This is a genomic window from Phreatobacter sp. GW821-FHT04C01 (genome assembly GCF_059420385.1).
In genome coordinates this window covers 85,126-105,134 of record NZ_JBWKTP010000006.1, presented here as the reverse complement: position 1 = coordinate 105,134, position 20,009 = coordinate 85,126, and the positions used below count along the sequence as shown (strand labels likewise).

18 protein-coding genes are annotated in these 20,009 nt (G+C 67.6%); 17 read left to right on the top strand and 1 reads right to left on the bottom strand.

The window, feature by feature from the left end:
- The first annotated feature begins 364 nt into the window (after positions 1–364).
- Together AC07WJ_RS22630 and hemF are read left to right on the top strand one after the other, a co-directional pair.
- The gene (locus tag AC07WJ_RS22630; protein WP_494936922.1) at positions 365–1,351 is read left to right on the top strand and encodes a DUF1775 domain-containing protein; all 987 of its coding nucleotides are present in this window, start codon (positions 365–367) and stop codon (positions 1,349–1,351) included.
- A gap of 106 nt (positions 1,352–1,457) precedes the next feature.
- Entirely contained in the window at positions 1,458–2,375 is a 918-nt protein-coding gene (hemF, locus tag AC07WJ_RS22625) for an oxygen-dependent coproporphyrinogen oxidase (RefSeq protein WP_494936921.1), read from the top strand.
- A gap of 20 nt (positions 2,376–2,395) precedes the next feature.
- Here the strand turns inward: hemF and AC07WJ_RS22620 are convergent, their stop codons facing one another.
- Positions 2,396–3,067 (bottom strand): FadR/GntR family transcriptional regulator, encoded by a 672-nt coding sequence (locus AC07WJ_RS22620; RefSeq protein ID WP_494936920.1) that lies wholly within the window; start codon positions 3,065–3,067, stop codon positions 2,396–2,398.
- Between the two features lie 206 nt (positions 3,068–3,273).
- Between AC07WJ_RS22620 and AC07WJ_RS22615 the strand changes: the two genes are divergently transcribed.
- The 15 genes from AC07WJ_RS22615 (at position 3,274) to AC07WJ_RS22545 (ending at position 19,964) form a co-directional block, all read left to right on the top strand.
- On the top strand, positions 3,274–4,068 hold the full coding sequence (locus AC07WJ_RS22615) for a fumarylacetoacetate hydrolase family protein (protein WP_494936919.1): 795 nt from the start codon (positions 3,274–3,276) through the stop codon (positions 4,066–4,068).
- Between the two features lie 116 nt (positions 4,069–4,184).
- A complete protein-coding gene (locus AC07WJ_RS22610; protein ID WP_494936918.1) occupies positions 4,185–5,159 on the top strand; it encodes a tripartite tricarboxylate transporter substrate-binding protein in 975 nt (324 codons plus the stop codon).
- A 12-nt stretch (positions 5,160–5,171) separates the two neighbouring features.
- Positions 5,172–6,056, top strand: coding sequence for an amidohydrolase family protein (locus AC07WJ_RS22605; RefSeq protein ID WP_494936917.1), 885 nt, complete (start codon positions 5,172–5,174; stop codon positions 6,054–6,056).
- Between the two features lie 90 nt (positions 6,057–6,146).
- Entirely contained in the window at positions 6,147–7,061 is a 915-nt protein-coding gene (locus AC07WJ_RS22600; protein ID WP_494936916.1) for a TAXI family TRAP transporter solute-binding subunit, read from the top strand.
- Positions 7,062–7,166: 105 nt separating this feature from the next.
- Complete coding sequence (locus AC07WJ_RS22595) at positions 7,167–7,556, top strand: 5-carboxymethyl-2-hydroxymuconate Delta-isomerase (protein WP_494936915.1); 390 nt, start codon at positions 7,167–7,169, stop codon at positions 7,554–7,556.
- Positions 7,557–7,584: 28 nt separating this feature from the next.
- Positions 7,585–9,126: a 5-carboxymethyl-2-hydroxymuconate semialdehyde dehydrogenase gene (gene hpaE / locus AC07WJ_RS22590; protein ID WP_494936914.1), complete on the top strand. Its 1,542-nt coding sequence runs from the start codon at positions 7,585–7,587 to the stop codon at positions 9,124–9,126.
- Between the two features lie 23 nt (positions 9,127–9,149).
- A complete protein-coding gene (hpaD, locus tag AC07WJ_RS22585) occupies positions 9,150–10,133 on the top strand; it encodes a 3,4-dihydroxyphenylacetate 2,3-dioxygenase (RefSeq protein ID WP_494936913.1) in 984 nt (327 codons plus the stop codon).
- Positions 10,134–10,143: 10 nt separating this feature from the next.
- Positions 10,144–11,013, top strand: coding sequence for a fumarylacetoacetate hydrolase family protein (locus tag AC07WJ_RS22580; RefSeq protein WP_494936912.1), 870 nt, complete (start codon positions 10,144–10,146; stop codon positions 11,011–11,013).
- A 4-nt stretch (positions 11,014–11,017) separates the two neighbouring features.
- Entirely contained in the window at positions 11,018–11,842 is an 825-nt protein-coding gene (gene hpaH / locus AC07WJ_RS22575) for a 2-oxo-hept-4-ene-1,7-dioate hydratase (protein ID WP_494936911.1), read from the top strand.
- Between the two features lie 7 nt (positions 11,843–11,849).
- Complete coding sequence (hpaR, locus tag AC07WJ_RS22570; protein WP_494936910.1) at positions 11,850–12,356, top strand: homoprotocatechuate degradation operon regulator HpaR; 507 nt, start codon at positions 11,850–11,852, stop codon at positions 12,354–12,356.
- Between the two features lie 61 nt (positions 12,357–12,417).
- Positions 12,418–14,064: a thiamine pyrophosphate-dependent enzyme gene (locus AC07WJ_RS22565; RefSeq protein ID WP_494936909.1), complete on the top strand. Its 1,647-nt coding sequence runs from the start codon at positions 12,418–12,420 to the stop codon at positions 14,062–14,064.
- 83 nt (positions 14,065–14,147) lie between these two features.
- The gene (locus tag AC07WJ_RS22560) at positions 14,148–15,119 is read left to right on the top strand and encodes a tripartite tricarboxylate transporter substrate-binding protein (protein ID WP_494936908.1); all 972 of its coding nucleotides are present in this window, start codon (positions 14,148–14,150) and stop codon (positions 15,117–15,119) included.
- Positions 15,120–15,123: 4 nt separating this feature from the next.
- Positions 15,124–16,782: an alkaline phosphatase family protein gene (locus AC07WJ_RS22555; RefSeq protein ID WP_494936907.1), complete on the top strand. Its 1,659-nt coding sequence runs from the start codon at positions 15,124–15,126 to the stop codon at positions 16,780–16,782.
- 124 nt (positions 16,783–16,906) lie between these two features.
- A complete protein-coding gene (locus tag AC07WJ_RS22550) occupies positions 16,907–18,334 on the top strand; it encodes an amidohydrolase (protein WP_494936906.1) in 1,428 nt (475 codons plus the stop codon).
- A 313-nt stretch (positions 18,335–18,647) separates the two neighbouring features.
- Positions 18,648–19,964 carry a DUF3422 family protein gene (locus tag AC07WJ_RS22545; RefSeq protein ID WP_494936905.1) on the top strand — a complete coding sequence of 439 codons (1,317 nt, stop codon included), beginning with the start codon at positions 18,648–18,650 and terminating at the stop codon, positions 19,962–19,964.
- Positions 19,965–20,009: the final 45 nt, after the last annotated feature.

Here is a 20,009-nt window from a genome sequence, read left to right as displayed (position 1 = left end):
CGAAGCGAAACCGACGCGATGCGGCAGTCCAGCACCAGTGAACTCGAACGGGTCGGCCTCGACGAACGGCCGATTCGTCGTCTGGCGTCGCCGTTCCGGCTGCGCCTCATCCGATCGCACGGGCGATCGAGGTCGATGGGCCGGCCCTACGGCCAGCCGTCCCGCCAGGCTTCGTCTCCGGTCGGAACGGCCGGCGGTCCGAGTTCGTCCACAAATCCCACGGGGCGGACCTGGCCGACTGACCGCCGATCAGGCCGCTTTGGCCATACCACACCGTTGCCACCCCATTTCGCAAGGTTCGGCCCGGGCGTCATGACGCTCGCCGCACGAGCCCGTTTTTCGCTTCGTTGAAGAGGATGATCCCATGACGATCGCTCTGTTGTCGCCCCGCCCGCTCAGGATGCTGGCATTGATCGGCCTCGGCCTCGCCGGCCTGGTTTCGGCGGCGCAAGCCCATGTCACGCTGGAGCGCCGCGAGGCGACGGCGGGCACCAGCTATCGCGGCATTCTCGCCGTGCCGCATGGCTGCGGCCGCGAGGCGACGACCGCCATTCGCGTGCAGATCCCGGAGGGCCTGTTTTCGGTGAAGCCCATGCCGAAGCCCGGCTGGACGGTCGCGACCACGGTGAAGCCCTACGCCAAGGCCTATTCCTCCCATGGCCGCGAGATCCGCGAGGGCGTCAGCGAGATCCTCTGGTCCGGCAACGCGCTGCCCAATGATTTCTTCGACGAATTCGTCTTTGTCGGCCAGGTCGATCCGGCGGTCGCCGGCGGCACCACGCTCTATTTTCCTGTCATCCAGACCTGCGCCAATGGCGAGGAGCGCTGGATCGAGACGCCGACGGCCGAGCGCACCGCGGCGAACCTGCGCGCGCCGGCCCCGGCCTTGCGCGTCCTGGCGGCGGCAGCGGCGCCGGCAGCGGCCCAGGCCGCGCCGGTCTTCGAGCGGGCGGGCCTGCGCATCGAGGCGCCCTGGTCGCGGGCCACCCCCGGCGCGGTGCGCGTCGGCGCCGGCTATCTCAGGGTGACCAATACGGGCACGACGCCGGACCGGCTGCTCGGCGGCAGCACCAGCGTGTCCGACCGCCTCGAGGTTCACGAGATGAGCACGGCCAACGGCGTCATGAGCATGCGCAAGCTCCAGGACGGCCTGGTCATCGAGCCGGGCAAGACCGTCGAACTGCGCCCCGGCGGCTTGCACATGATGTTTATCGGCCTGCATCGGGCGCTCGCCGAGGGCGAGACCTTCAAGGCGACCCTGACCTTCGAGAAGGCCGGCACGGTCGAGATCGAATTCCGCGTCGGCGGCATCGGCGCGGCGGGTCCGGCCGACGAGCATCGCCATCACTGAGACGGCCACAACTGTTTCTCGGCACGCCTGTCCCGCTTGGGGCAGGCGTTTCGGCGAGACCTCTTGACCTCTTGAAGATCGCCGGGCCGAGGACTAGACCCCGGGCATGAACAGCGCACGCCCCGATCCCTCGCCCTTGCCCGCCGATCTCGAAGACCGCAAGGCCCGCTCGAAAGCCTGGTTCGAAGCCTTGCGCGACGACATCATCGGCGCCTTCGAGGCGATCGAGGACGACCTGCCGGCCGATGTCGCCCATGCCGATATGGCGCCCGGGCGCTTCCTCCGGAGACCTTGGAACCGTACCGACCATTCCGGCAAGCCCGGTGGCGGTGGCGTCATGGCCATGATGACCGGCCGTGTCTTCGAGAAGGTCGGTGTCCATGTCTCGACGGTTCATGGCGAATTCGCACCGGAATTCCGCGGCCAGATCCCCGGCGCCGCGGAGGATCCGCGCTTCTGGGCCTCGGGCATTTCGCTGATCGCCCATTTGCGCAATCCGCACGTGCCGGCGGTGCATATGAACACCCGCATGGTGGCGACCACGCGCGCCTGGTTCGGTGGCGGCGCGGATCTGACGCCGGTGCTCGATCGCCGCCGCAACCAGCAGGATCCGGACACCGTCGCCTTCCATGCCGCGCTGGAAGCGGCCTGCGCGCCTCATCCGGTGGCGGACTATCCCCGCTACAAGGCCTGGTGCGACGACTATTTCCACCTGAAGCACCGCAACGAGCCGCGCGGCGTCGGCGGCATTTTTTTCGACTATCTCGATTCCGGCGACCGCGACGCCGACTTCGCCTTCACCCGGGATATCGGCCGCGCCTTCCTGAGCGTCTATCCGGCCTTGGTGCGGGCGAATTTCACCACCGCCTGGACGGAGGCGGACCGCGAGGAGCAGCTGATCCGGCGCGGCCGCTATGTCGAGTTCAACCTGCTTTATGATCGCGGCACGATTTTCGGGCTGAAGACCGGCGGCAATGTCGAGAGCATCCTCTCGTCCATGCCGCCCATGGTGAAGTGGCCATGAGAGCCGGCGGGCCGGCCTGATCAGCCGCCGCTCAATTGCCGCTCGACGCTGGCGAGATGAACCTGCATGGCCCTCGCCGCATCATGGGGTTGGCGCGTCTCGATCGCGGTCAGCAAGGCATCGTGCTCGGCGAAGGAGTGGTGGTCGGGGGGAGGGCCCTCGACCCGCGGCCTGAGCCTGGTCCAGGTCACCGCCCGCCTGATATCGCTGATCAGGTCGTAGACCGCCAGCAGCACGGCATTGCCGGCGGCTTCGGCGATCCGCCGATGGAAGCGCGCGTCGGCAAGCTCATATTGCCGCCAGGAATGGGCGGCGCGGCCGGCCAGGATGAAACCGCGGAGGTCGTCGATCTCGGCGGCGCTCGCGTGCAGCGCGGCAAGCCGCGCCAGTTCCGGCTCGACGGCAAGCCGCGCCCGCATCACCTCGACCGGATTGGTGATCCGCGCCAGCGTGGCGACATGGTCCATGGCCGAGCGCGGCCGCTCGCCGAGAAAGGTCCCCTTGCCGACATGGCGCCAGAGCTGGCCTTCGGCCTCCAGCGCGGCAAGCGCCTTGCGCAGCTCGGCGCGCGAGACGTCGAGCACGGCGGCAAGGTCGCGCTCGGGCGGCAGCCGGCCCTGCGGCCCCATCTCGGTCTGGGCGAGATAGGCGCGAAGCTGGGTGAGTATGCCCCGTTCGACGGCTTGGCTCATGGCTCGGGTCCGTTGGCGACCAATGGCGTGTCGCAACCAATAGCAAATTGGTCTAACCATCACCAGCTGCGTCCGAGACCGTCCTGGTTGCGCTGAGGTGGCTTGCCGGCATCGCCGCGCAGCGCACCAATCGAGTAATTGGTTGAACGCAACCGATTGTCGTGATTGACTGCGCGCCAATCAACACGCCAGGGAGGAAAAGCGTCATGGCCTCGTCACGCCGCACATTCGTCACCGGTTCAGCCGCCGCCGCCGCGGGGCTCGCGGCCGGCGCGACCGCGCCCGCCGCGGCGCAAGGGGCGGCCGCCAAACCGGCTTTTCCCGTCGCCGTCACCACCATTCCGATCGTCGGCTCGGCCGAGGTCTTCCCGGTGCGCCGGATCTATTGCATCGGACGCAACTATGCCGCCCATGCTCGCGAAATGGGGTCGGATCCCAGTCGCGAGCCGCCGTTCTTCTTTCAGAAGCCGACCGACGCCATCCAGCTGGTGCCGGCCAATGGCGTCGTCGATCATCCCTATCCGACCCTCACGCGCAATTATCACTACGAGGTCGAGCTGGTCGCGGCGCTGAAATCGGGCGGTCGCGATATCCCGATCGACAGGGCGCTGGAACATGTCTTCGGTTACGCGGTCGGCCTCGACATGACCCGGCGCGACCTGCAGCGCGCCATGGGCGACGAAAAGAAGCCCTGGGAGATCGGCAAGAGCTTCGACCGCTCGGCGCCGATCGGGCCGATCCATCCAGCGGCCCAGATCGGCCATTTCACCGATGGCGCCATCTCGCTCAGCGTCAACGGCACGGTGAAGCAGAACGCCACGCTGAAACATATGATCTGGTCGGTGGCCGAGCAGATCTCTCGGCTGTCGGCGGCCAACGAGCTGTTCGCCGGCGACATCATCTATTCGGGCACGCCGGAAAATGTCGGCCCCGTGGTCAAGGGCGACGTCATCCTCTGCAAGATCGAGCGTCTGCCCGACTTGTCGATCAGGATCGTCTGACCGGCACCTCCGGGCGCCGGGGCGACAAGCACGATCCGACCGGCGGGGCACGTATCCTGCCGGCGGAGGAGGAAACAGCGCGGCGGCTCGGCCGCCATTGCATTTGGGGGGAGTTCATGCCGCTTCGTCATTTGGCCGCCGGCTTGGTGGTCCTCTGGGCCACCATGGTTTCGGCTTTCGCCCAGACGTTTCCATCCCGGCCGGTGACCCTGATCGTGGTCTTCGCCGCGGGCGGCCCGACCGACGTGCTCGCGCGCATCGTGGCCGAGCATATGAGCCGCACGCTCGGCCAGTCGGTGGTGATCGAAAATGCCGCCGGCGCCGGAGGGACGCTCGGCGGCGCGCGTGGCGCCCGGGCGGCGCCCGACGGCTATACGCTGACCGTCGGCAGCCTCGGCAGCCATGCCGCCGCGCCGGCGCTCTACAAGGCCATGCCATATGACCCGCGCGAACTGGAACCGATCGGCGTCATCGCCGGCACGCCCGGTTATGTCGTCGTGCGGCGCGAGTTTCCGGCACGGACCTTCCAGGAGTTCCTGGCCTATCTCAGGGCCAATCCGGGCAAGGTGACCTCGGGCCATGCCGGTGTCGGCTCGACCCCGCATCTGGGCTGCCTGTTCCTGGAATATCTGACCAAGGAAAAGACCTTGGCCACGCCTTATCGCGGCTCGGGGCCGGCGATGAACGACCTGGTCGCCGGCCATATCGACGCCATGTGCGACCTGGCGCCGACCGTGGTGCCGCAGATCCAGGCCGGCACCATCAGGGGCCTGCTGGTGGCCCAGCCGGAACGCCTCGCCGTGACGCCCGACGTGCCGACCTCGCGCGAGGCCGGGCTCGAGCCCTATCTGTTCACCGGCTGGAACGCCATCTTCGCGCCGAAGGACACGCCGAAACCGGCGCTCGATGTGCTGTCGCGCGCGCTGATGGCGGCCCTGGCGGACGAGGACGTTCGCCGGCGCATCCAGGAGATCGGCTCCTTGCCGCCGAAACCGGAGGAGCGGACGCCTGACTATCTGCGCAATCTCGTGCGCACCGAAGTCGACCGCTGGGCGGCGGTGATCAAGGCCGCCGGCGTCGAGCCGCAGTAGATGGATCCCGTGATGAGCGACACCGAGATTCCGGTCTGCGCGGCCTATGATCCCTCGCCGCATCAGCCGAAATGGCCGGCGCCCGCCAAGGCCTGCGATACCCACGCCCATGTCTTCGGGCCGGTGGAGCGCTACGCCTATTCGCCGAGGCGCGGCTACACGCCGCCCGACGCGCGCCTTGCGGCCTACCAGCACCTCCACGCCGTGCTCGGCATCGAGCGGGCGGTGCTGACCCAGCCGAGCGTCTATGGAATCGACAACCGGGCGATCCTCGATGTCGTCGCGAGCGATCCGAAACGCTATCGCGCGGTGGTGGCGGTCGGGCGCGAGGTCACCGACGCCGAGCTGAAGGCTTTCGCCCGGGCCGGCGCGACCGGCATCCGCATCAATCTGGTCGACAAGGGCGGCATGCCCTTCGACAGCTGGAGCGATTTCGAGGCGGTGGCGAAACGCATCGCCGATCTCGGCTGGCATGTCGAGTTCCTCGTCCATGTCCATTCGTTCGACGATCTGGTGCCGAGGCTGAAGCGCCTGCCGGTCGACAGCGTCATTGGCCATATGGGCTACATGCCGACGCGCGAAGGCCCGGCCAATCCGGCCTGGCAACGCTTCGTCGACCATGTCGCGGACGGCCGCTGCTGGGTGAAGCTGACCGGGCCCTATCGCATCACCGGCCTGGCCGAGACGCCTTATGCCGACGTTGTGCCCTTCGCCCGGGCCCTGGTCGCGGCCCGGCCCGACCGCATCGTCTGGGGGACCGATTGGCCGCATCCGGCGGCCAAGGTCGCCATGCCCAATGATACCGACCTGTTCGATGCCCTGCTCGACTGGGTGCCGGATGCGGCCGAACGGCATGCCGTGCTCGTCGACAATCCTGCCAGGCTCTATGGTTTCTGAGCCGATGCCGGCCGCGCAAGAGGAGGCCTCGCCATGCCGAGACGACCGACATCCCGCCGCGTCTTCACGTTTGGCACTCTCGGAGCGGCCATGATGGCCGGGCGCGCCGATGCCCAGACCGGCCAGGCCCGGCTGGTGCTCGGCACGGCGACACCCGGCGGCGGCTTTCCGCTGTTCGGCGCCGCGGTCCAGGCTGCCGTCATGGCGGCCGATCCGGGGCTGACCATCGAGACCATCAACACCAAGGGCAGCACGGAGAACGTGCCCTTGCTGGAGGCCGGCCGCATCGACCTCGGCCTGGTCACCGGCGAGGTGGCCTATGAAGCCATGGCCGGCATCGGCCGCGCTCCGGCGGCCGTCAAGGTCGCCGCGGCGATGTATCCGACGGCCGGCATGTTCATTGCCCGTGGCGACACGCCGGTCGCCGCGATCCGCGATCTCGTCGGCAAGCGTGTCGTTTTTGGCGCCCGAGGCTCCGGCCTGGTCGTGCTGGCGCGCTATGTCCTTGATGGCCTCGGCCTTGATCCCGATCGCGATTTCGACCCGGTTTATCTGGAGCGCGCCGGCGACGGTCCGGCCATGGTGCTGCAGGGCCAGGCGCAGGCGCTCTGGGGCGGCGGCATCGGCTGGCCGGGGTTCGAGGCGGTGGCCAAGGGACCGAAGGGCGCTCGCTTCATCGTGCCCGACCGCCTGGAGATCGATCGGATCGTGGCCAGGCACGCCTTCCTGAAACGCCTTTCCATGCCGGCGGGCGCCTATCCCGGCATCACCACGGCTCTGCCGTCGGTCGGTTCCTGGAGCGTCATCCTGGCGCGTGCCGATCTCGACGAGGCCCTGGCCTTTCGTTTCGCCAAGGCGCTGCATCAGGCCGAGCCGGCGCTCGGCGCCCGCCTTGCCCAGGCGCGGGAGACGCGGGCGGCGAATACGGTCGCCGCCGCGCCCCGTCCGGACATGATTCATCCGGGCGTCGCACGCTACCTCCGCGAGACCGGGTTGGCGGGCTGAGCGAAGCCGCCGCGCAAGGGCGCGCCGATCAGCCGGCGGGGGACTTGCGACAAACAATTTAACACGTTAATGATGCCGGCAAGGAAGAGCTCTGGGAGGAGCGCCATGCCGCATGTCGTGATCGAATATTCGGCCAATCTCGACGGCCTCGTCGATTTCGAGGCGCTGATCGAGGCGGTGCGTGTGGCGGCGGTCGAAACCGGCGTCTTCCCGCTCGGCGGCATCCGGGTGCGCACCCATCGGGCCGTCCATGCGGTGATCGCCGACGGCAATCCGGCCCATGCATTTCTCGATGCGACCTTGAAGATGGGCGCCGGGCGCGACCTCGAGACCCGGAAGCGGGCGGGCGCCCATGTCTTCCAGGCCTTGTCGAAGGCGCTGGATCCGGCCTTCGCGAAAACCACCGTGGCGCTGTCCTGCGAGATCCGCGAGATCGATCCGGATCTCAACTGGAAGCGCAACACGATCCATGACGCGCTGAAGAAGAGCGCCTGATCCCAGACGTCCGAACGAGGAACGCACGATGGCTGCTCCGGTCGCCGATCCCAAGGCCGCATTCGCCGCGCATCAGGCGCGCGCCGAGACCCTGCTTGCGCGCGTGAAGGCCGAAGGCATCGGCCACCACATCGCCGGCAAGCGGGTCGAGTCCATCTCGGGGAAGACTTTCACGACCACGTCGCCCATCGATCGTTCTGATCTGGCCGAGGTCGCGCGCGGCGACGCCGCCGATATCGACAAGGCGGCGGACGCCGCCGCCAAGGCCTTCAGGTCGTGGCGCAATCTCGATCCGGACAAGCGCCGCTCCATCCTGCACAAGGTGGCCGACGTGATCGAGGCCCATGCCGACGACATCGCGCTGCTCGAATGCGTCGATACCGGCCAGGCCCATCGTTTCATGGCCAAGGCGGCGGTGCGCGGCGCCGAGAATTTCCGCTTCTTCGCCGATCGGGCGCCGCAGGCGCGTGACGGCCTGAATCTGCCGACCAAGGACCATTGGAACGTCACGACCCGCGTGCCGATCGGCCCGGTCGGGGTGATCACGCCCTGGAACACGCCGTTCATGCTGTCGACCTGGAAGATCGCGCCGGCGCTCGCGGCCGGCTGCACGGTCGTCCACAAGCCGGCGGAATGGTCGCCGGTGACCGCCGATCTCTTGCCACGCCTGCTGCTCGAGGCGGGTGTGCCCGAGGGCGTTCTCAACACCGTCCATGGTTTCGGTGAGGACGCCGGCAAGGCGCTGACCCAGCATCCGGCGATCAAGGCCATCGGTTTCGTCGGTGAGAGTTCGACCGGTTCGGCGATCATGGCGCAGGGTTCGGCGACGCTGAAGCGTGTCCATTTCGAGCTTGGCGGCAAGAACCCGGTCATCGTCTTCGACGATGCCGACATGGAGCGGGCGCTCGATGCCGCCGTCTTCATGATCTATTCGCTCAACGGCGAGCGCTGCACCTCCTCGAGCCGCCTGCTGGTCCAGGAGCGCATCGCGGCGGAGTTCTCCGCGCGCATTGCTGAACGTGTTAAGAAATTGAAGGTCGGCCATCCCCTGGATCCGATGACCGAGATCGGGCCGCTGATCCACGAGCGGCATTATTCCAAGGTCTGTTCCTATTTCGATATCGCCCGGCAGGACGGCGCGACGATTGCCGCCGGCGGCAAGCCGTTCTCCGGTCCCGGCGGCGGCTTTTACGTTGAGCCGACCCTGGTGGTCGGTGCGACCAACGCCATGCGGGTCGCCCAGGAAGAGATCTTCGGCCCCTATCTGACGGTGGTGCCGTTCAAGGACGAGCAGGAGGCGATCGCCATTGCCAATGACGTCAATTACGGCCTGACCGGCTATGTCTGGACCCGCGACATGGAGCGCGCGCTGCGCGTCGCCGACGAGCTCGATGCCGGCATGATCTGGCTCAACTCGGAAAACGTCCGCCATTTGCCGACGCCGTTCGGCGGCATGAAATCATCGGGCATCGGCCGCGACGGCGGCGACTACTCCTTCGATTTCTACATGGAAACCAAGAACATCTGCCTCGCCAAGGGCAGCCACAAGGTGCCGCGCCTGGGGGCGTGAGAAAACCTGGAGGAGGATACGTCATGCCCGTGCCGACCCACATTTTCGATCCGCCCTTCAACATCGTGCGCGCCAGCCACGTGGTGCTCGACGTCACCGACCTCACCAGGAGCCGCGCCTTCTACGAAAACGCCATCGGCCTGCATGTCGAGGATGCCGACGACGCTGCCGTCTATCTGCGCGGCGTCGAGGAGCGCCAGCATCACTCGCTGGTGCTGCGCAAGGCCGCCGAAGCGAGCTGCCGGCGCATGGGCTTCAAGCTCGGCACCGAAGCCGACCTCGACAAGGCGGCCGCCTATTTCGACAAACTCGGGCTGAAGCACGACTTCGTCACGGCGCCCTATCAGGGCCGAACCCTGCATGTCACCGATCCCGCCGGCATGCCGCTGGAATTCGTCGCCACCATGGAGAAGCGCGACATCCTGTTGCAGCAATATGACCGCTATCGCGGGGTCAGGCCGCAGCGGCTCGACCATTTCAATGTCTTCGCGCCGGAGATCCAGTCTTCGCTCGACTTCTATGCCGCGCTCGGCTTCCGCCTGACCGAATATGCGGAGGAGGATGGGCCGAACGGACGCATCGCCGCCGGCTGGATGCACCGCAAGGGCAATGTCCACGACCTCGCCTTCACCAATGGCGCGGGTCCCCGTCTGCACCACTTCTGCTACTGGACGCCCACCGCGCTCGACATCATCCATCTCTGCGACGTCATGGCGACCACGGGCTACCTGCCCAATATGGAGCGCGGGCCCGGCCGGCACGGCATTTCCAATGCCTTTTTCCTCTATGTCCGCGATCCCGATGGCCATCGCCTCGAGCTCTATACCAGCGACTATCAGACCATGGATCCGGATCATGAGCCGATCCGCTGGTCGCTGCGCGATCCGCGCCGCCAGACGCTGTGGGGCGCGCCGGCACCGCGCTCCTGGTTCGAGGAGGGCACCTTGTTCCATGGCACTGGGCTGCGTGACGCCGCTTTCGCCGCCAATGTCGTGATCGCGAGCTGAGGAGACGGTGATGACCGAACGCGGACGGCTGGTGAGCTTCAGCGTCGACGGCAAGGTCCGTTTCGGCGCGGTCACCAACAAGGGCGTCGTCGATCTGACCGAGCGGGCAGGGGAATATCGCGACCTCCGCCAGGCGATCGAGGAGGGGGCGCTTCGCCGCCTCGCCGATATCGGCGAGCGCCATGTGGCCGATCACGCGCTGGAGGCAGTGACCTTGCTGCCGCCGGTCCCCAATCCCGAAAAGATCATTTGCGTCGGGGTCAACTATCCCGACCGCAACGCCGAATATAAGGACGGCCAGGAGGCACCGCCCTTCCCGAGCCTGTTCCCGCGCTTCGCCCGCTCGTTTACCGGCCACGGCCGGCCGCTGGTACGGCCCAAGGCTTCCGACAAGCTCGACTACGAAGGCGAGGTGACCATCGTCATCGGCAAGGCCGGCCGCCACATCGCCGAGCGTGACGCGCTCTCGCATATCGCCGCAGTGACGCTCGCCAATGAAGGCACGCTGCGCGACTGGGTGCGCCACGCCAAGTTCAACGTCACACAGGGCAAGAATTTCGACAGCTCGGGAGCCATCGGTCCATGGATCGTGCCCTTCGCCGATCCGGCCCAGATCGCCGATATCGGGCTGACCACCCGGGTGAACGGCGAATTGCGCCAGGATGACCGGACCAGCCGGATGATTTTTTCGTTCAGCTATCTCATCGCCTATATCTCGACCTTCACCACGCTGGTTCCCGGCGACGTCATCCTGACCGGCACCCCGACCGGGGCCGGCGCGCGCTTTGATCCGCCGCGCTACCTGAAGCCCGGCGACCACATCGAGGTGACGGCTGAGGGCGTCGGCACATTGTCCAACACCGTCGTCGACGAGGCCTGAGCCGATGCCCGCGATCCAAGCCCCCGTTTTGAATGCCGAGCAGATCAGGTCGGCCGCGCTCAGCCTCGACGAGGCCGAGCGCTCGCGCCGCCAGATCCGCCAGCTCTCCCAGCAATATCCCGAGATCACGCTGGCCGATGCCTATGCCATCCAGGACGCCTGGGTCGACAAGAAGCTCAATGACGGCCGTTCGGTGATCGGCCACAAGATCGGCCTGACCTCCAAGGCCATGCAGGCCGCACTCGGCATCGATACGCCGGATTCGGGCTACCTGCTCGACGACATGCTGTTCGCCGATGGTGGCGAAGTGCCGACCGACCGTTTCATCGCCACCCGTATCGAAGTGGAGCTCGCCTTCGTCATGAAGGTGCGGCTGGCCGGGCCGAACTGCTCGCTGTTCGATGTGATGAACGCCACCGACTATGTTGTGCCAGCATTGGAAATTCTCGACACCCGCATCGAGCGCGTCGATCCCGTCACCAAGGCCACCCGCAAGATCGCCGACACCGTCGCCGACAACGCGGCCAATGCCGGGATCGTGGTCGGCGGCCGGCCGTTCCGGCCCAATGACGCCGATCTGCGCTGGGTTTCGGCGATCCTGACCAAGAATGCCGCGGTCGAGGAAACCGGCGTCGCGGCCGGCGTGCTCAACCATCCCGCCCATGGCGTCGCCTGGCTGGTCCGCAAGTTGCACCAACACGAGCGGTGTCTCGAACCGGGACAGGTTGTCCTGTCCGGATCTTTCGTTCGCCCCGTCGAGGCCCGCAAGGGCGATACATTCCAGGCCGATTTCGGGCCGTTCGGCACGGTCGGCTGCTACTTCGCGTGAGGCGCCGATGAATGATCATGTCATCCCTCCAGCCGCAACCCGGGTACGCCTGCGCGGCTTTTCGCGCTCGCTGCCCATGTCGCTGCTGCGGGCCCGCGAGGCGGTGATGCGTCATTTCCGCGTGTCGCTGCGCGGCTACGGGGTGACCGAGCAGCAATGGCGCGTGCTGCGCGCGCTGTCCTCGGTCGGCGAGATCGAGATCAGCGATCTCGTGCGCTCGACCTTCCTGCTGGCGCCGAGCCTGTCGCGCATTCTCAGGGATCTGGAAGCACGCCAGCTGATCATCCGGCGGACGCCGGCGAGCGACCTCCGGCGCAGCCTGATTTCGATGGCGCCGGCCGGCATCGCGCTGATGGAAGTGGTCGCCCCGCATTCCGAGGCGATCTATGCCGAGATCACCCGCCGCTTCGGGGCCGAGCGGCTCGCGCTGCTGCAGGACATGCTGCGTGATCTGGAGGACGAAATGACCGCCTTCGGTCCGCTCGACGCGGATCTGGACGACGCCGAGCATTGACGACGCGCCGCTGAGACAAGGCCGCTGATGGCCGCGCCGACGGCCAGCCGAGGAGCATTGCATGACACGCCGCATGACAGGGGGCGAGGCGATCGTCTCGGGCCTGATCGCCAATGGCGTCGACACCGTTTTCGGTCTGCCTGGCGCGCAGATGTATCCGCTGTTCGACGCCTTGATCCAGGCCGGCGACCAGATCCGCACCGTCGGCGCGCGCCACGAACAGGCCTGCGGCTACATGGCTTTCGGTTATGGCCGCTCCACCGGCAAGCCTGGGGTCTATTCGGTGGTGCCGGGCCCGGGCGTGCTCAACACGACGGCGGCGCTCGCCACCGCCTGGGGTTGCTGCACGCCGGTCGTTTGCCTGACCGGCCAGATTCCCTCGGCCTTCATCGGCAAGCGTCGCGGCCACCTGCACGAGATCGCCGACCAGCTCGGCACGCTGAAGTCGGTGGTCAAATGGGCGGCGCGCATCGAGCGCGCGGCCGATGCGCCGGAGATGGTGGCTGAGGCCTTCCGTCAGGCGCAATCGGGCCGGCCCGGTCCGGTCGCGCTCGAAATGGCCTGGGACGTGATGGCCGGGACCGGGGACGTGCCCGCGGCAAAGGCCGCCGTCATCGACATCGATCCGGCCCCCAACGCCTCCGAGATCGAACGGGCGGTGGCGCTGATCCGCGCCGCGCGTTTCCCCATGATCATGACCGGCAGTGGCGCCCAGCACGCCTCCGCTGAAATCGGCAGGCTGGCCGCCGCCATCGGCGCGCCGGTCGCCGCCTTCCGCGGCGGCCGGGGCGTGGTCGACGAGGCGGGCGACCATGGCATCTCGTCTTATGCCGCCTTCAAGCTCTATCCCGAATGCGACGTGCTGATCGGCATCGGCACCCGGCTGGAAATGCCCACCATGCGCTGGGGCAACATGATGCAGGTGATCGACCGGCCGGCTCCGCCGCCGCATGTCATCCGCATCGATATCGACCCCGAGGAGATGACCCGCCTGGTGCCGCATGCCGGCATCGTCGCCGATGCCGCGGATGCTGCGGCGGCCTTGGTCGCGGCCCTCGCCGGCCATCGCGCGGTCGACAACGGCGTGCGCATCGCCAAGGCCAGGGCCGAGGCCGCCGCCGAGACCGCGGTGGTCCAGCCGCAGATGGATTATCTCGCCGTCATCCGCGACGTGCTGCCCGCCGACGGTCTGCTGGTCGAGGAGCTCTGCCAGGCCGGTTTCACCAGCTATTTCGGTTATCCCGTGCGGACCCCGCGCAGCTATGTCTCGACCGGCTTCCAGGGGACGCTCGGCTTCGGTTTCCAGACCGCGCTCGGCGTCAAGGTCGCCCATCCCGACAAGCCGGTGGTTTCGATCACTGGCGACGGTGGTTTTCTGTTCGGCGTCCAGGAACTGGCGACCGCGGTTCAATATGGCATCGGCCTCGTCACCGTGCTGTTCAACAACGAGGCCTATGGCAATGTCCGGCGCGACCAGGAGCAGCGGTTCGGCAACCGGCTGATCGGCGCCGACCTGGACAATCCGGATTTCCTGACGCTGGCCAAGGCGTTCCGGTTGGACGGTCACCGCGTCCATTCGCCGGCCGAGCTGAAGCCGGTGCTTCAGGCCGCGATCGCCTCCGGCCGGCCGGCCTTGATCGAGGTGGTCGTGCCGCGCGGCAGCGAGGCCTCGCCCTGGCCGTTCATCCATCCGGTCCGGTCCTACTAGCCCGATCCGTGCTTGCGCCCGGCCGCCAGGTGAGGGAGGTTTCCCATCGGGCCGAAGCGGGGAACACCGCGACAGGGGGGGCGATGACCGGACCGCTTGACCGTCTGAGCCGGCGCGCCGCGCTTGGCCTCGCCGCCGCAAGCCTCACCGCCGGGCCGCTGCGCGCCCAGTCGCCGGTGCGCATCATCTCAGGCTTCGCCGCCGGCGGCTCGCAGGACGTGCTGGCGCGCATCCTGGCGGAGGAGTTCCAGCAGGCGCTGGGTGTCGGCGTGGTGGTGGAAAACCGCACCGGTGCGGCCGGCACCATTGCCGGCGAGGTGGTCAAGGCGGCCGCGCCCGACGGCGGCACTATCCTGGTCGCCAATATCGTCACCATGTCGCTGGCGCCCTTCTCCTTTCCCGGCCTGAAATACGACCCGGTGAAGGATTTTGCGGCGCTCGCCAAGACCACCGAATTCCCGATCGCGCTGGCGACCGGCGCGATGACAGCCACGACCAGCTTCGCCGACCTCTTCGCCTGGGCCCGCGCCAATCCCGAGCGCGGCAATATTGGCGTGCCGGCGGCCGGCAGCCTGCCGCATCTCTTCGCGGTCCGGCTCGCCGAGACCACCGGCCTGAAGCTGACCGTCGTGCCTTATCGTGGCGGCGCGCCGATCGCCCAGGACCTGATGGGCGGCCAGCTCGCCATGGGCTTCGGCGCGGCGGCGGATTTCTCCGAACTGCACCAGGCCCGACGGATCACCATTGTCGCGACCTCCGGCACGGCCCGGCACCCTTCGCTCGCCGAGGTCCCGACATTCGCCGAGAGCGGCGTGAGCGGGCTCGATTCCAATGGCTGGAACGGCCTGTTCCTGCCGGCCGGCACGCCGCCGGCACTGGTCGAGCGCTATCACGGCATCGTCGCCGCGGCGCTCGCCAAGCCCGCCGTGCGCGATCGCCTGATCCGGCTGGGCTTCCTGGTCACGCCCTCGACGCCGCAGGCCATGGCGCACCAGATGGCCGAGGAAATGCGTGTCTGGGGCCCGACCATGACCGAACTGATGAAGCCACGCTGACCTCATGTCCCAATCTGATCCAGCCGAGCCGGGCGCGCCGGCAGCGAAAAACGTTCTGTTCATCATGTGCGACCAGCTCCGGTTCGATTACCTGAGCTGCGCCGGCCATCCGACCCTGGCGACGCCGCATATCGACGCCCTGGCGCGCCGCGGGGTCCGGTTCACCCGGGCCTATGTCCAGTCGCCGGTCTGCGGGCCGTCGCGCATGAGTTTCTATACCGGCCGCTACATGCGTTCGCATGGCTCGAACTGGAACAACTTCCCCTTGCGGGTCGGCGAGCCGACGCTCGGCGAGCACCTGAAGCGCCTCGGCGTGCGCAACGTTCTCGTCGGCAAGACCCATATGAAAGCCGATGACGAGGGCATGGCCCGGCTCGGCATCGACCCGAATTCGGTAATCGGGGTCGAGGCGGCCCAATGCGGTTTCGAACCCTATGAGCGGGACGACGGGCTGCATCCGACCCGTCCGGGAGCCGAAAGGCCACGCTATGACAGCTATCTCGAAGCCCAGGGTTTCCCGGCGCGCAACCCCTGGGAGGATTGGGCCAATTCCGGGGAGAGCGCCGACGGCGACAAGCAGAATGGCTGGCTGCTCGCCCATGGCGACAAGCAGGCACGGGTGCCGGACGAGCATTCCGAGACGCCCTACATGACCCGCCGCGCAATGGATTTCATGCGCGAGGCGAAAGCCGACGGTCGGTCCTGGTGCCTGCATCTCTCCTATATCAAGCCGCACTGGCCCTATATCGCGCCGGCGCCCTATCACGACATGTATGCGGCCGGCGACGTCCAGCCGGCGATCCGGTCGGATGGCGAAAAGCAGAACCCGCACCCGGTCTACGGCGCCTTCATGGACATGCGGGTGTCGCGCAATTTCGCGCGCGACGAGGTCCGTCGCCGCGTCATCCCCGCCTATATGGGTCTGATCAAGCAGATCGATGATCAACTGGGCCTGCTGTTCCGTTTCCTCGACGACGAAGGCCTGACCGACAGCACCATGATCGTCTTCACCGCCGATCACGGCGACTATCTCGGCGATCACTGGCTCGGCGAGAAGGATCTGTTCCACGAGATGAGCGTCAAGGTGCCGCTGATCGTGGTCGATCCCGCGCCCGAGGCCGACGCCACCCGCGGCAGCGTCAGCGAGGCCTTGGTCGAAGCGATCGACCTCGCGCCGACCTTCATCGATTATTTCGGCGGCACGGTGCCCCGGCACATTGTCGAGGGCCGCTCGCTGATGCCGCTTCTGCTGGGGCAACCGGTCGCCGGCTGGCGCAAATTCGTCATCTCGGAATATGATTATTCCATGCAGGACGTGCGCCGGACGCTGGGCCGGAACGCTTCCGAATGCCGGTTGTTCATGCTGTTCGACGGCCGTTTCAAATATGTTCACGCCCCGGGCTTCCGGCCGATGCTTTATGACCTGGCGGCCGACCCGAACGAGTTTCGCGATCTTGGCGACGATCCGGATTTCGAGGCCGAGCGTGTCCGGCTGAAGGAGTGGCTGCTCGGCTGGGCGCTGACCGACCACAACCGCATCACCATGCCGGACGGCAGGATCGAGGCCTATAGCCCGGCGGCCCAGCTCAAGTCCGGCATTCTGATCGGCTATTGGGACGAGGCCGAGCTGGCCGCCGCCCGCAAGGATTTCGGCCTCGGCTAAATTCGCCGGGCTAGCGGAAAATCCGGATGCGCGGGCGGCAAGCCTGCGCGAGCCTTGCCGGTCTGCGAGGGGCTTGATCCGGTCCGACGGGATCGAACGAGGCTCCGATCACCGGGAGGCCGCCATGGCTCGTTTCCTCTGGAAGCCGACACCTCAGCAGCAGCGCTTCGTCTCCGAGGCGGTCGATCCCACGGTGATGAGCCGCCGCAGCCTGCTGGCGGGCACCTGCGCCTGCTGCGCGGCCTTGGCGGCAGGAACGGGTGCCGGTCCCGCCTTGGCGCAGGCCCCGGCGCTCCAGGCGGGGGCTGTCAGGCCGATCCATGGCCGGCTCGACCAGGCCGCCGGCGCCATCGAGGCCAGGATGATCGCCTGGCGCCGCGACATTCATGCCAATCCGGAGCTCGGCAATCAGGAGGTCCGCACCGCGGCCCTGGTCGCCAAACATCTCAAGGAGCTCGGCTACGAGGTGCGCGAGGGCGTCGCCAAGACCGGCATCGTGGCGCTGCTGCGCGGCGGCGCCGGTGACGGACCGGTGGTGGCGCTGCGCGCCGACATGGACGCGCTGCCGGTGGCCGAAGAGGTCGACCTGCCCTTCGCCTCCAAGCTGCGCACCCAATGGGGCGGCGAGGAGGTCGGCGTCATGCATGCCTGCGGCCATGACTGCCACGTCGCCATTCTGATGGCGGCCGCGGAGGTGCTCGCCGGCATGAAGAGCGAGCTGCGCGGCACCATCAAGCTCCTGTTTCAGCCGGCCGAGGAGGGTCTGCCGAATTTCGAGGTGGGCGGCGCCCGCGTCATGGTCGACCAGGGTGCCATGGCCGATCCGAAACCCGACGTGGTGTTCGGCCTGCACGTCTCCAGCGCCATGCCGGTCGGCATGATCGGGTTCCGGCCCGGCGCCACCATGGCGAGCTCCGACAGTTTCCGCATCCAGGTGTCCGGCCGCCAGACCCATGGCGCCATCCCCTGGGCCGGCGTTGACCCGATCGTCATCGGCTCGGCCATCGTGTCGAACCTGCAGACGGTGGTCAGCCGCGAAACCAATATCTTCACCGATCCGGCGGTGCTCACCGTCGGCGTGTTCAAGGGCGGCGTCCGGCGCAACATCGTACCCGACCGGGCCGAGATAGAGGGCACGCTGCGCACCTTCAACGCCGAGCAGCGGCTGACCATCATGCGTCGGGTCAAGGAGATCGCCGAACATACCGCCGAGGGCATGCGCGGCAAGGCCGAGGTGATCTGGGACCCGACCGGCTATCCGCCGCTGATCAACAACGTTGCCCTGACCCAGGCCTCGGCGCCGACGCTTGCCCGCGTCACCGGCGGCAAGGCGATCCAGGTGGAACGGATCAGCGCCAGCGAGGATTTCCCGTTCTTCGCCAATGTCGCGCCGGGCTTCTTCTATTTCGTCGGCGTGACCGGTCCGGACGTGCCGCTGGCCCAGGCCGCGCCCAATCATTCGCCGCGCTTCCGGGTCGACGAGAAGGGCCTTCTCACCGGCCTGCGCGCGACGCTGCACCTGGTCGCCGACTATACCAGGATGGATACCTGAGCCGAGTGGTTCGGTGGAGGCTCTCGGCTTTGCGCATGCCGGGCTTCGAGGTTCGGGCGTGAACCACCACTCTTCACCTCTCGCCGGCGGGGAGAGGTGAGGGCGGTGGTTCAAGCGCCGCCTGCATAGGATGACCAGCGGCGTGCGATTTCATTCGGCATTCCGACCTCAGCTCATCGCGCTCCAAGGTTATCGGCATGCACGTCTCGCGGCCTGCCGCTCCGTCATCCCTCCGTGATGCACCGGAGGGCCATTCGTCACGCCGGCTGGATAGTCTTGAGGCCCTGATCGCAGCCAACCGGTGATGAGCCCCGTGACCTTGGCATTGCCCGAGATCGAACAGCACCCGCTTCGCCGCCAGGTCCTGGACGAGTTGCACGCCCGTCCGTTCCAGACGATCGACACGCCACGCCGCCTGTTTCATCAGGCCTTCGCCACGCGCGCCATGCCGGTGGCCGACGAGCGCGCGGCATTGGCTGCCTGGTGCGAGGCCACCGGCACGGCAGCCCCGCTGCCCGACGCCAATTTTCACCGCGCGAACCTTGCCGCGGGGCGGCTCCGCTGGGAGCGTCACAGCGAGTTTTCCACCTATGGCTGGGATATCGCCCAGATCGGGTCCGAGCCGTTTTCCTGGCCGGTCGGCGAAGCCTCGCCGCTCGGCGCGGCACTCGCGGCTCCCGGCCCGTTGCTGGTCGCGATCGACCTCGCTGTCGTCAAGGGCGATAGTCTCGCGCCCGAATGGGCCGCGCTGTTCGATCCGGTCTCGCTCTGTGTCTCCGCGGTGCATGACGGCGCCGCGCTGATCGTCACCGACTTTCGCCAGGACGCTCGCGGCGCCACCCGCATCCTGGTGATCGATCGTGCGCTCAATCCGTCGCTCGCCGGCGCGCTGGTCCAGCGCTTGCTGGAGGTCGAGACCTATCGCTGCTTCGCCTTGCTCGGCCTGCCGGAGGCGCAGCGTGCCGCGCCGATCGTCGGCCGCATCGAACAGGAACTGGTGCGTGTCGCCCTGCGCATGACCACCACCACCGGGCTCGACAGCAATGCGGCGCTGCTCGAAACCCTGGTCGCCCAGGCCGCGGAACTGGAGGCCGAAGCGGCGGTGTCGAGCTTCCGCTTCGGTGCCACGCGCGCTTATGACGCCCTGGTCCGGGCCCGGCTCGGCGTCATCGGCGAGATGCCGGTCGACAGCTTCTCGACCTGGATCGGCTTTCTCGACCGCCGGCTCGCGCCGGCGGTGCGCACCTGCCAGACGGTCGCGGAGCGCCAGGCCGAGCTGTCCACCAAGCTGGCGCGTGCCTCCAATCTGCTGCGCACCCGGGTCGATATCGAGATGGAGCAGCAGAACAAGGCACTGCTGCAATCCATGGCCGATCGCGGCCGCATGCAATTGCGCCTGCAGCAGACGGTGGAGGGGCTCTCGGTCGCCGCCGTTTCCTACTACGTGCTCGGGCTGCTCGGTTATCTCTTCAAGGGGGCCAAGGACGCGCATCTGGTCACCCTCGATCCGACCGTTGCCACCGCCGCGGCCTTGCCGCTGGTGGTGCTGGCCGTGGCCTGGCTGGTTCGCCGCATTCGCCGCTCGCATGGCGATCCGGACGGCGCGGGCGAAGCGGGCAAGCATTCCTGACCGCTGCCCGCGGGCGTTCTCCCGCGCCGCGGCCTCGGCTATTGC